This window comes from Burkholderia sp. 572 (assembly GCF_040545135.1).
Taxonomy (GTDB): domain Bacteria; phylum Pseudomonadota; class Gammaproteobacteria; order Burkholderiales; family Burkholderiaceae; genus Burkholderia; species Burkholderia cepacia.
In genome coordinates, this window is sequence record NZ_JBEPLH010000015.1 from 1 (window position 1) to 12,047 (window position 12,047).

Sequence of the window (12,047 nt, forward strand, 5' to 3'; positions counted from 1 at the left end):
CGACACTGCAGCACACCACCAGCTTTGCTTCCCTCTCCCGCGCTGCGTTTCCGTTAGCGCGAAAGAGGCGTGATTCTAAGCACCCGCCCCCATCTACGCAAGCCCTTTGTGAAAATATTTTGAAAAGCCTCCGTGCGCTGGCGCGCACGGAGGCTGGGGCTCGGCGGGCCGAGGGTTATTACACCGACAACCGATACCAGCCAGGCACCGGCCACCTACTTCGGGCAGCGCAATCAGCGGTGCTTGAACACCGGCTTCCGCTTTTCAACGAATGCCGCCATCCCCTCCTTCTGATCTTCGGTCGCGAACAGCGAATGGAACAGCCGGCGCTCGAAGTGAACGCCCTCGGCCAGCGTCGTCTCGTACGCACGGTTCACCGACTCCTTGACCATCATGACCGCCGGCAGCGAAAACTCGGCGATCGTCGCCGCGGCGGCAATCGCCTCGTCGAGAAGCGTCGCGGCCGGCAACACACGCGACACGAGCCCCGCACGCTCCGCTTCGGCTGCATCCATGAAGCGGGCCGTCAGGCACATATCCATCGCCTTCGCCTTCGACACCGCGCGCGGCAGACGCTGCGTACCGCCCGCACCCGGCATGACGCCCAGCTTGATTTCCGGCTGGCCGAACTCGGCCGTGTCCGCCGCGAAGATGATGTCGCACATCATGGCCAGCTCGCAGCCACCGCCCAGCGCAAAGCCCGACACCGCCGCGATGATCGGCTTGCGGATTTCGCGAACCGTCTCCCAGTTACGTGTGATGTAGTCGCCCCGGTAGACATCCATATAGGAATAGGTCGCCATCATGCCGATGTCCGCGCCAGCCGCGAACGCCTTCTCGCTCCCGGTCACGACGATCGCGCCGACGCCATCGTCCGCATCGAACGCCTTCAGCGCATCACCCAGTTCATCCATCAGCGCATCGTTCAGCGCGTTCAGCGCCTTCGGACGGTTCAGCGTAACCAGCCCGACACGCCCCCGGGTCTCCACCAGGATGTTCTCGTAAGCCATCTATTTCTCCTCGATCAATGAAATGAGAAACGCCTCGCACATGCGAATAGTTTGATGCTACCATTCTCCGACCAACCGGTCGGTTAATTAATCGATCCAACCCCTCTCATCGTCCATCAGGCTGCCGCCATGACCCATGCACTGTTCACGAAGCACGAAGACACGCTGAAGCACGCACTCGCCGCCATCGAGAGCCGCGGGTACTGGAGCCCGTTCGCCGAAATGCCGAGCCCCAAAGTGTACGGGGAAAGCGCGAACGCAGATGGCGAGGCCGCGTTCAAGTCATACCTCGACAAGACGTTCGCGCTCGACCAGCCGGCGTCCGGAGAAACGGTCGGCGCGGAACGGTCGCCGTACGGCATCGCGCTGGGCATCCGGTATCCGAAGTCGACGCCCGACGAACTGATCGCCGCCGCTGCCGCCGCGCAGCGTTCATGGCGTGAAGCCGGCCCGAGCGCCTGGATCGGCGTCAGCCTCGAAATCCTCGCGCGCCTGAATCGTGCGAGCTTCGAGATCGCCTACAGCGTGATGCACACCACGGGGCAGGCATTCATGATGGCGTTCCAGGCCGGCGGCCCGCACGCGCAGGATCGCGCGCTCGAGGCCGTTGCCTATGCGTGGGACGAACTGCGCCGCATTCCGGCCGATGCGCACTGGGAGAAGCCGCAAGGCAAGAACCCGCCGCTCGCGATGCACAAGCGCTACACGATCGTCCCGCGCGGCACCGGCCTCGTACTCGGCTGCTGCACGTTCCCGACCTGGAACGGCTACCCGGGATTGTTCGCCGATCTGGCCACCGGCAACACCGTGATCGTCAAACCGCATCCGGGCGCGATCCTGCCTCTCGCAATCACGGTCCGGATCGCTCGCGACGTGCTGCGCGAAGCCGGCTTCGATCCGAACGTCGTCACGCTCCTCGCGACCGAACCCAACGACGGCGCACTCGTTCAGGATCTCGCGCTGCGCCCCGAGATCAAGCTGATCGACTTCACCGGCAGCACGCAAAACGGCACGTGGCTCGAGCGCCATGCCCACCAGGCACAGGTCTATACGGAGAAGGCAGGCGTCAACCAGATCGTGATCGACTCGACCGACGACCTGAAGGCCACCGCCAAGAACATCGCGTTCTCGCTGGCGCTGTACTCCGGCCAGATGTGCACGGCACCGCAGAACATCTACGTGCCGCGCGACGGCATCCGGACGGCGGACGGCCATGCCAGCTTCGACGAAGTCGCACAGGCAATCGCCGTTGCAGTGCAGAAACTCACCGGCGATCCGGCCCGCTCGGTCGAACTGATCGGCGCGATCCAGAACGAAGGCGTGACCGCACGCATCGACGACGCCCGCCAGCTCGGCCGCGTGCTCGCCGACAGCCTTACCCTCCAGCACCCCGCGTTCCCCGATGCCCGCGTGCGCACACCGCTCGTGCTGCAACTCGACGTGGCCGATCGCGAGAAATTCACGCAGGAGTGGTTCGGCCCGATCTCGTTCGTGATCGCAACCGACTCGACCGCGCAGTCGCTCGATCTCGCCGGTGAGATCGCGGCAGAACATGGTGCGCTGACGCTCTCCGTCTACAGTACCGACGAAGCCATCGTCGATGCTGCACACGATGCGGCGGTGCGCGGCGGCGTCGCGCTGTCGATCAACCTGACCGGCGGCGTGTTCGTGAACCAGTCGGCAGCGTTCTCGGATTTCCACGGCACGGGCGCGAACCCGGCAGCCAACGCGGCGCTGGCGGACCCGGCATTCGTCGCCAACCGGTTCCGCGTCGTGCAAAGCCGCGTCCATGTTGCGCCGAAAGCGGCACCCGCGGAAGCCGGTCAACCTGCATAACCCGAATGGTCGACGTGCAAACGCCGCCACGTTCTCTACCATGAACGAATCCGCCACCCGGCGGGTTCGTTGCTCATCGATACGCCCATGACAGACGCCTATATCTGCGACGCGATTCGCACCCCCATCGGCCGCTACGGCGGCGCCCTGAAAGATGTCCGCGCCGACGACCTCGGTGCGGTACCGCTCAAGGCGCTCGTGGAGCGCAACCGTGACGTCGACTGGTCAGCGATCGACGACGTGATCTACGGCTGCGCGAACCAGGCCGGTGAGGACAACCGCAACGTCGCGCGCATGTCCGCGCTGCTCGCGGGGCTGCCGACCGACGTGCCCGGCACGACGCTGAACCGCCTGTGCGGCTCCGGGATGGATGCGGTCGGCACTGCTGCGCGCGCGATCAAGGCCGGGGAGGCGCGCCTGATGATCGCGGGCGGCGTCGAGAGCATGACACGCGCGCCGTTCGTGATGGGCAAGGCCGCGAGCGCATTCGCGCGCCAGGCCGACATCTACGATACGACGATCGGCTGGCGCTTCGTCAATCCGTTGATGAAACAGCTGTATGGCGTCGATTCGATGCCGGAGACGGCCGAGAACGTCGCGGTCGACTACAACGTCAGCCGCGCCGATCAGGATCTGTTCGCGCTGCGCAGCCAGCAGAAGGCTGCGCGTGCGCAGCAGGACGGCACGCTCGCCGAGGAAATCGTCGCGGTCACGATTCCGCAGAAGAAAGGCGATCCGCTGGTCGTCTCGCGCGACGAGCATCCGCGCGAAACGTCGCTCGAAGCGCTCGCGAAGCTGAAAGGCGTCGTGCGCCCGGACGGTTCGGTGACGGCCGGCAACGCATCGGGCGTCAACGACGGTGCGTGCGCGCTGCTGCTCGCCAATGCACAGGCAGCGGACCAGTACGGCCTGCGCCGCCGCGCACGGGTCGTCGGAATGGCGACGGCCGGCGTCGCGCCGCGCGTGATGGGCATCGGGCCCGCACCGGCCACGCAGAAACTGCTGCGCCAGCTCGGGATGACGATCGACCAGTTCGACGTGATCGAGCTGAACGAGGCGTTTGCGTCGCAAGGTCTGGCGGTGCTGCGCATGCTCGGCGTCGCCGACGACGATCCGCGCGTGAACCCGAACGGCGGCGCAATCGCACTGGGCCATCCGCTCGGCGCATCGGGCGCGCGGCTCGTGACCACGGCGCTCCACCAACTCGAGCGTACGGGCGGCCGCTTTGCGCTCTGTACGATGTGCATCGGCGTCGGCCAGGGTATCGCGCTCGCGATCGAACGCGTGTAACCCACGCACCGCGCGCCTATAACGAAGTCATGAAGGAGACACTGCATGTCCTATCAGGCGATTCAGCTGGATATCGATCGCGCCTCGAACGTGGCCACGATTACCCTCAACCGCCCCGACAAGCTGAACAGCTTTACGCGGGCGATGCATCGCGAACTGCAGTCGGCACTCGATGATGTCGAGGCGGCCGGCGCGCGCGCACTGATCCTGACTGGCGCGGGGCGCGGCTTCTGCGCGGGCCAGGACCTGGCCGATCTCGACTTCACGCCGGGCGCGTCCACCGACCTCGGCGCGCTGATCGACGAGCACTTCAATCCGCTGATCCGCCGCCTGCAGCGTCTGCCGATACCGGTCATCGCCGCCGTCAACGGCACCGCGGCCGGCGCCGGCGCGAACCTCGCGCTCGCGTGCGATCTCGTGTTCGCCGCCCGCTCGAGCAGTTTCATCCAGGCCTTCGTCAAGATCGGGCTCGTACCCGATTCGGGCGGCACATGGTTCCTGCCGCAACGCGTCGGCATGGCACGCGCGCTGGGGCTCGCGCTGACCGGCGACAAGCTCGGCGCCGAACAGGCCGAGCAATGGGGCTTGATCTGGCGCGCGGTCGACGATGACACCCTCGCTGCGTCAGTCCGCCAGCTCGCCACCCAGCTTGCGCAGCAGCCGACGCTCGCGATCGCATCGATCAAGCAATCGATGCGCGACAGCGTCACGAACACGCTCGACCAGCAACTCGACCAGGAACGTGACCTGCAGCGCAAGCTCGGTCAGTCGTACGACTATGCGGAAGGCGTGAAGGCATTCATCGAGAAGCGCGCGCCGCGCTTCGAGGGGCGTTGACATGACGGACGCCACTGCCACGCTCGACCCCGACTCGCTCGCCCGTGCCGCCGCGCGAGCCATGTACGACGCCGACGCATGCAGCCGCGCGTTCGGGATGGAAATCGCCGAAGTGCGCGCCGGCTACGCGCGCCTGCAAATGCGCGTGCGGCCCGAATTCCTGAACGGGCATCAAACCTGCCATGGCGGGATCATCTTCACGCTGGCCGATTCGACGTTCGCGTTCGCATGCAACTCGTACAACGTGAACGCAGTCGCGGCCGGCTGCTCGATCGAATTCCTGCGCCCCGTGCACGGTGACGACGTACTGACGGCCGAGGCGATCGAGCAGGCACGCGCCGGCCGCCAAGGGATCTACGACATCCGCGTCACGAACCAGACCGGGGAAACCGTCGCGATGTTTCGCGGCAAATCCGCCCAGATCAAGGGTACGGTCATCCCGGAAGACCGCTGACGCCGACGGCTCGCACATAACAAACACTGGAGACATGCATGACTACCCCGCTACCGCTCGAGCCGATCGAGACCGCCTCACGCGACGAGCTGACCGCGCTGCAGCTCGAACGCCTCAAGTGGTCGCTCCGGCATGCGTATGACCACTCTCCCGTCTATCGTCGCAAGTTCGACGACGCGGGCGTCCATCCGGACGACCTGAAGACGCTCGCCGACCTGGCGCGCTTCCCGTTCACGACGAAGAGCGACCTGCGCGACAGTTACCCGTTCGGGATGTTCGCGGTGCCGCAGGACCAGATCTCGCGCATTCATGCGTCGTCGGGCACGACCGGCAAGCCGACGGTCGTCGGCTATACGGCCGGCGACATCGACACGTGGGCGAACCTCGTCGCTCGCTCGATCCGCGCCGCCGGTGCGCGCCGCGGCGACAAGGTGCACGTGAGCTACGGCTACGGCCTGTTCACAGGCGGGCTCGGTGCGCACTACGGCGCCGAACGCGCGGGGCTGACCGTGATCCCGTTCGGCGGCGGCCAGACCGAAAAGCAGGTGCAGCTGATCCAGGATTTCCGGCCCGACATCATCATGGTGACGCCGAGCTACATGCTGTCGATCGCCGACGAAATCGAGCGCCAGGGTCTCGATCCGGTGCAGAGTTCGCTGCGCATCGGCATCTTCGGCGCGGAACCGTGGACCAACGACATGCGCGTCGCGATCGAGCAGCGGATGGGCATCGACGCGGTCGACATCTACGGACTTTCCGAAGTGATGGGCCCCGGCGTCGCGTCCGAATGCGTCGAGACCAAGGACGGCCCGACCATCTGGGAAGACCACTTCTATCCTGAAATCATCGACCCTGAAACCGGCGAAGTGCTTCCGGACGGCGAACTCGGCGAGCTCGTGTTCACGTCGCTGACGAAGGAGGCACTGCCGATCGTCCGCTACCGGACCCGCGATCTCACGCGGTTGCTGCCTGGCACTGCCCGCACGATGCGCCGGATGGAGAAGATCACGGGGCGTTCGGACGACATGATGATCGTGCGCGGTGTCAACGTGTTCCCGACGCAAATCGAGGAGCAGCTGCTCAAGCAGCGCGCGCTCGCACCGCACTACCAGATCGTACTGACGAAGGAAGGCCCGCTCGACGTGCTGACACTCAATGTCGAGCCCTGTCCGGAGACTGCGCCCGATACGGCGGCGATTCATGCGGCCAAACAGGCGCTCGCACACGACATCAAGTCGCTGATCGGCGTGACGGCCGTAATCAACGTGCTGCCCGTGAACGGGATCGAGCGTTCGGTCGGCAAGGCGCGACGCGTCGTCGACAAGCGCAAGGGCTGACGGCAATCGCTGCGCGTGCACGACGTGCGGTGAATCCGCGGCTGCAAATGAAACAGCCCGATCGGCCAACGCCGATCGGGCTGTTTCATTCCGGGCCGCCTCAAGTCACGAGTTCGGGAACAGCAGCCACATCCGGCCGACCTGCTTCATCCGCCCGGCCTGATCGCCTGCGTCGTCGCCGAGCCCCCAGAAATAGTCGGCCCGCACACCGCCCTTGATCGCGGAGCCCGTATCCTGCGCGAACACGAGCCGGTTCATCGGCGTATTCGTGAGCGGGCGCGTGGTCTGCAGGAACACCGGCGTGCCGAGCGGGATCGACGACGGGTCGACCGCGATCGAGCGTTCCGGCGTCAGCGGCACGCCGAGCGCGCCGATCGGGCCGTCCGCGCCGCCGTGCGGCGCATCCTCCTTGGTCGGCATGTCGCGGAAGAACACGAACCGCGGGTTCGTGTCGAGCAACGCGTCGACGCGATTCGGGTTCGCCTTCGCCCACGCCTTGATACCCTGCATCGTCGCCTGGGCGGGCGTCAGTTCGCCGCGATCGAGCAGCCACTTGCCGATCGAACGGTACGGCTGGTTGTTGGTGCCGCCGAAGCCGACCCGCATCACCGAACCGTCGTCGAGCAGCACGCGCCCCGAGCCCTGCACCTGCAGGAAGAACGCCTCGATCGGGTCGTCGACCCACACGAGTTCGTTGCCGTTCAGGATGCCGGCGCGTTCGAGCTGCGCGCGTGCCGGCAGCGCGGCGCCCGCGCGATAACCGGCCGGCCAGCGGTACAGCGCGTACTGATACGGGCCACGACGCACGCGCGAACCATGCAGCAGCGGCTCGTAATAGCCGGTCACCAGCCCGTCGAGCGTACCGTCGGTGTTCGCGAACTGGAACGGCGTGAAATACGTTTCGAAGAATGCCCGCGCACTGCTGACGTCAAGCTCGTCGAGCCGGTCGGCAGCCGCACACGCACGCTGCCAGGCCGGCTGGCGCGCGAGCCGCGCGCAGTTCTGCCGCAACGCGGCCGTCGCGCCGATCAGCGAATCGTCCTGCCAACCCGGCACCTGCTGCCACGCGACGGGCGTGAGTCGCTTCGCGGCGACCTGCCCCGGCACGATCGCCGCGCCGGTCGGCGGCTTCAGCGACGAAGTCCGCGTCGGCGCGCCGCCGCACGCCGCAAGCAGCGCCGCCACCGCGACCGCTGCCGCCCACCCGGCCAACCGGGGCCCAAACCACATACAATGTCCGTTCTTGATGGAAACCGCCATGTCAGATTTTCTCGACCAATATCCGATGCTCATCTTTGCGCTCGAAGCCTTCGTAGCGCTTGCCCTGCTGATCTTCATCGTCGTGTGGACGTCGTCGGGCAGAAAGAAGCACGCCCGCGGCAACAACGACCGTCAGCCGCGCTGACGCGCTCCGCACGCTCAATGCAGCGTGCGCGGCATGTGGAGTGCGAACTCGTCGACCGGCGCCTCGAAACGCTCGCCGTCTTCCGCCACGCAGAAGTACGCGCCCCGCATCGTGCCGACCGGCGTCGCGATCACGGCCCAGCTCGTGTATTCGAAGTGCTCGCCCGGCTGCAGCAGCGGCTGGTGCCCGACGACGCCGAGCCCCTTCACTTCCTGCACATGGTTCTCGCTGTCCGTGATGATCCAGTGACGCGCGATCAGCTGCGCCGCGACTTGTCCCGTGTTGCGGATCGTCAGCGTGTACGCGAATGCGTATTGACGGCGATCGGGGTCGGATTGTTCCGGCAAGTAGCTGGTTTTCACCGAAACGGTGAACTGATACTGACTCATGATGTTTCCGGTGGAAGGTGACTGTCCGTGCCGGCATGGGCAACGGGGCCGCGGGCGCGCCGCATTGGTTCGGCATTCTATGCGCAATCGGGCCTCGGCCGCACGGCCCGCCGCCGCGCACGGGGTCGCCGGACGGTAGAATGTCGGTTTTGCGCCGCAACGTCCCCGCTCCCCTGCCATGACCCAATTCCGTATCGCTCCCAGCATCCTGTCGGCCGATTTCGCACGGCTCGGCGAAGAAGTCCGCAATGTCGTCGCCGCCGGCGCCGACTGGATCCACTTCGACGTGATGGACAACCATTATGTGCCGAACCTGACGATCGGCCCGCTCGTGTGCGAAGCGATCCGCCCGCACGTGCAGGTGCCGATCGACGTGCATCTGATGGTGCGCCCGGTCGACCGGATCGTGCCCGATTTTGCGAAGGCCGGTGCAAACCTGATCAGCTTCCACCCGGAAGGCTCCGATCACATCGACCGCACGCTGTCGCTGATCCGTGACCACGGCTGCAAGGCCGGTCTCGTGTTCAATCCGGCGACACCGCTGAACTACCTCGATCACGTGATGGATCGCCTCGACTTCGTGCTGCTGATGTCGGTCAACCCGGGCTTCGGCGGCCAGTCGTTCATCCCGGAAACGCTGAACAAGCTGCGCGAGGCACGCGCACGCATCGACGCGTACACCGAGCGCACCGGCCGCGAGATCCTGCTCGAAGTCGACGGCGGCGTAAAAGCCGACAACATCGCGGAAATCGCGGCGGCCGGGGCCGACACCTTCGTCGCGGGTTCGGCGATCTTCGGCAAGCCCGACTACCGCAAGGTGATCGACGAGATGCGCGCCGCGCTCGCTACCGTCGAGCGGAGCTGACGCCGTGGCCGATTCGTCGCTCGCCGGCCATGCGCCGGCCGGGGCCGCAACCGAAGCCGCCCCGATCCGCTTCGCCGCGCCGCGCATCGACGCGGCGCTGATCGATCTCGACGGCACGATGGTCGACACGGCCGACGATTTCACGGCCGGCCTCAACGGGATGCTCGCGCAGCTCGGCGCGCCGGCCACGTCGCGTGACGAGGTGATCGGCTACGTCGGCAAGGGCTCCGAACACCTGATCCAGAGCGTGCTGAAACCGCGCTTCCCGGCCGACGAAGCGCACGCGCGCTTCGACGACGCACTGGCGATCTACCAGACCGAATACGCGAAGATCAACGGCCGCCACACGCGCCTTTATCCGGACGTAGCCGCCGGCCTCGACGCATTGCGTGCGGCCGGCATCCGGCTCGCGTGCGTGACGAACAAGCCGCATCGCTTCGCCGTCGAACTGCTCGAGCAATACGGGCTGGCCGATTGCTTCGGCGTCGTGCTCGGCGGCGACAGCGTCGCGCGCAAGAAGCCCGATCCGCTGCCGATGCTGACGGCCTGCAGCGCGCTCGGCGTCGCCCCGGATGCGGCAGTCGCGATCGGCGACTCGGAAAACGATGCGCTGGCCGGCCGCGCGGCCGGGATGGCGACACTGACTGTGCCGTACGGCTACAACCACGGCAAAGCTATACAAACGATAAATTCGGATGGTATAGTCGATTCGTTGCTGGTCGCAGCTCGCGCAATTACCGCGCACAACACCGGCCGGCCAACCATCTGATTATTTCTTCCATCTGCATGTTTCTGAATAAAAAACGGAGTCTGAGCAGCATCGACCGGGGAGCCTGGCCCTGGCGTCGCTGGTCGCGCTAACCTCTTCGATGAGGTACGCTGAAGCACGTCTTCAGCGCCGTTTTTTATCTCGCTGCGCATCCGCGCGCCGACCGTCGCACCACCTCGAGTTCCACCGCGTCCGAACGCTTGCGTTCAGGATCGGCCGCAGGCTCGCGACGTTCACGCCCGGAGTGCCGGCCGGCAACAGGCACTTCTCGATCGACCGCCCTTTCGCCGACGGCAACCCGCGCAGCGTCAAATGATCCCTGGCGCACGCGCCGCTCGTCCCGAACAGGACCGGAACATGACCGAACTCGAATTCCAATCGCTCGCGAACGAAGGCTACAACCGCATCCCGCTGATCGCGGAAGCCCTCGCCGATCTCGAAACGCCGCTGTCCCTCTACCTGAAGCTGGCCCAGCCCGAACGCGCGGGCGCCAACTCGTTCCTGCTGGAATCGGTGGTCGGCGGCGAACGCTTCGGCCGCTACTCGTTCATCGGCCTGCCGGCCCGCACGCTCGTCCGCACCCGTAACGGCGTGTCGGAAGTCGTGCGCGACGGCCAGGTCGTCGAGACGCATGAAGGTGACCCGTTCCAGTTCATCGAATCGTTCCAGGCGCGCTTCAAGGTGGCGCAGCGCCCGGGTCTGCCGCGCTTCTGCGGCGGTCTCGCCGGCTACTTCGGCTACGACGCGGTGCGCTACATCGAGAAGAAGCTCGCGAACACCGCGCCGCGCGACGATCTCGGCCTGCCCGACATCCAGTTGCTGCTGACCGAGGAAGTTGCGGTCATCGACAACCTCGCCGGCAAGCTGTACCTGATCATCTACGCGGACCCGAGCCAGGCCGAAGCCTACACGAAGGCGAAACAGCGCCTGCGCGAACTGAAACAGCGCCTGCGCACGACCGTGCAGCCGCCCGTCACGTCGGCGAGCGTGCGCACCGAAACCTTCCGCGAGTTCAAGAAAGACGACTATCTGGCCGCCGTGCGCCAGGCGAAGGAATACATCGCGGCCGGCGAGCTGATGCAGATCCAGGTCGGCCAGCGGCTGACGAAGCCGTACCGCGACAATCCGCTGTCGCTGTATCGTGCGCTGCGTTCGCTGAACCCGTCGCCGTACATGTACTACTACAACTTCGGCGATTTCCACGTGGTCGGCGCGTCGCCGGAAATCCTCGTGCGCCAGGAGAAGCGCGGCGAAGACCAGATCGTCACGATCCGTCCGCTCGCAGGCACGCGCCCGCGCGGCAACACGCCCGAGCGCGATGCCGAACTCGCGACCGAACTGCTCAACGATCCGAAGGAGATCGCCGAGCACGTGATGCTGATCGACCTCGCGCGCAACGACGTCGGCCGCATCGCGGAGATCGGCTCGGTGCAGGTGACCGACAAGATGGTCATCGAGAAGTACTCGCACGTGCAGCACATCGTCAGCTCGGTCGAAGGCAAGCTGAAACCCGGGATGACGAACTACGACGTGCTGCGCGCGACGTTCCCGGCGGGCACGTTGTCCGGCGCGCCGAAGGTGCGCGCGATGGAACTGATCGACGAGCTCGAACCGGTCAAGCGCGGGTTGTACGGCGGCGCCGTCGGCTACCTGTCGTTCTCGGGCGAGATGGATCTCGCGATCGCGATCCGGACAGGCCTGATCCACAACGGCAACCTGTATGTGCAAGCGGCGGCCGGCGTCGTCGCGGATTCGGTGCCCGAATCCGAATGGCAAGAGACCGAGAACAAGGCGCGCGCGGTGCTGCGTGCGGCCGAACAGGTCCAGGACGGCCTCGATAGCGACTTCTGACCGG

The 12,047-nt window shown here is 66.1% G+C and carries 12 protein-coding genes; 9 read left to right on the plus strand and 3 right to left on the minus strand.

Annotation, left to right across the window (positions count from 1 at the left end):
* Positions 1-233: 233 nt before the first annotated feature.
* Positions 234-1,010: an enoyl-CoA hydratase gene (locus tag ABIC51_RS26355; protein ID WP_354006702.1), complete on the minus strand. Its 777-nt coding sequence runs from the start codon at positions 1,008-1,010 to the stop codon at positions 234-236.
* A gap of 129 nt (positions 1,011-1,139) precedes the next feature.
* On the opposite strand from ABIC51_RS26355, the gene paaN reads away from it, so the two are divergent.
* The 5 genes from paaN to paaK all read left to right on the plus strand — a co-directional run bounded on the left by paaN (position 1,140) and on the right by paaK (position 6,764).
* Positions 1,140-2,846: a phenylacetic acid degradation protein PaaN gene (paaN, locus tag ABIC51_RS26360; RefSeq protein ID WP_049097931.1), complete on the plus strand. Its 1,707-nt coding sequence runs from the start codon at positions 1,140-1,142 to the stop codon at positions 2,844-2,846.
* An 87-nt stretch (positions 2,847-2,933) separates the two neighbouring features.
* On the plus strand, positions 2,934-4,136 hold the full coding sequence (gene pcaF / locus ABIC51_RS26365) for a 3-oxoadipyl-CoA thiolase (RefSeq protein WP_027788464.1): 1,203 nt from the start codon (positions 2,934-2,936) through the stop codon (positions 4,134-4,136).
* A gap of 45 nt (positions 4,137-4,181) precedes the next feature.
* Positions 4,182-4,973 carry a 2-(1,2-epoxy-1,2-dihydrophenyl)acetyl-CoA isomerase PaaG gene (gene paaG, locus ABIC51_RS26370; RefSeq protein WP_021156977.1) on the plus strand — a complete coding sequence of 264 codons (792 nt, stop codon included), beginning with the start codon at positions 4,182-4,184 and terminating at the stop codon, positions 4,971-4,973.
* A 1-nt stretch (position 4,974) separates the two neighbouring features.
* Positions 4,975-5,427, plus strand: coding sequence for a hydroxyphenylacetyl-CoA thioesterase PaaI (gene paaI, locus ABIC51_RS26375; protein WP_042973051.1), 453 nt, complete (start codon positions 4,975-4,977; stop codon positions 5,425-5,427).
* A 38-nt stretch (positions 5,428-5,465) separates the two neighbouring features.
* The gene (paaK, locus tag ABIC51_RS26380; protein ID WP_027788466.1) at positions 5,466-6,764 is read left to right on the plus strand and encodes a phenylacetate--CoA ligase PaaK; all 1,299 of its coding nucleotides are present in this window, start codon (positions 5,466-5,468) and stop codon (positions 6,762-6,764) included.
* Between the two features lie 105 nt (positions 6,765-6,869).
* Here the strand turns inward: paaK and mltA are convergent, their stop codons facing one another.
* Positions 6,870-7,994, minus strand: a complete 1,125-nt coding sequence (mltA, locus tag ABIC51_RS26385; RefSeq protein ID WP_027788467.1) for a murein transglycosylase A — start codon at positions 7,992-7,994, stop codon at positions 6,870-6,872.
* A gap of 28 nt (positions 7,995-8,022) precedes the next feature.
* Here mltA and ABIC51_RS40870 point away from each other — a divergent pair, with 28 nt between their 5' ends.
* A complete protein-coding gene (locus ABIC51_RS40870) occupies positions 8,023-8,169 on the plus strand; it encodes a hypothetical protein (protein WP_027788468.1) in 147 nt (48 codons plus the stop codon).
* A gap of 14 nt (positions 8,170-8,183) precedes the next feature.
* On the opposite strand, the gene apaG is transcribed toward ABIC51_RS40870, so the two are convergent.
* On the minus strand, positions 8,184-8,558 hold the full coding sequence (apaG, locus tag ABIC51_RS26390) for a Co2+/Mg2+ efflux facilitator ApaG/CorD (RefSeq protein ID WP_011350820.1): 375 nt from the start codon (positions 8,556-8,558) through the stop codon (positions 8,184-8,186).
* A gap of 178 nt (positions 8,559-8,736) precedes the next feature.
* Here apaG and rpe point away from each other — a divergent pair, with 178 nt between their 5' ends.
* The 3 genes from rpe (at position 8,737) to trpE (ending at position 12,043) form a co-directional block, all read left to right on the plus strand.
* On the plus strand, positions 8,737-9,423 hold the full coding sequence (gene rpe, locus ABIC51_RS26395; protein ID WP_006482066.1) for a ribulose-phosphate 3-epimerase: 687 nt from the start codon (positions 8,737-8,739) through the stop codon (positions 9,421-9,423).
* 4 nt (positions 9,424-9,427) lie between these two features.
* On the plus strand, positions 9,428-10,192 hold the full coding sequence (locus tag ABIC51_RS26400) for a phosphoglycolate phosphatase (protein WP_060060611.1): 765 nt from the start codon (positions 9,428-9,430) through the stop codon (positions 10,190-10,192).
* Positions 10,193-10,549: 357 nt separating this feature from the next.
* Positions 10,550-12,043 (plus strand): anthranilate synthase component I, encoded by a 1,494-nt coding sequence (gene trpE, locus ABIC51_RS26405; protein WP_027788470.1) that lies wholly within the window; start codon positions 10,550-10,552, stop codon positions 12,041-12,043.
* Positions 12,044-12,047 lie beyond the last annotated feature (4 nt).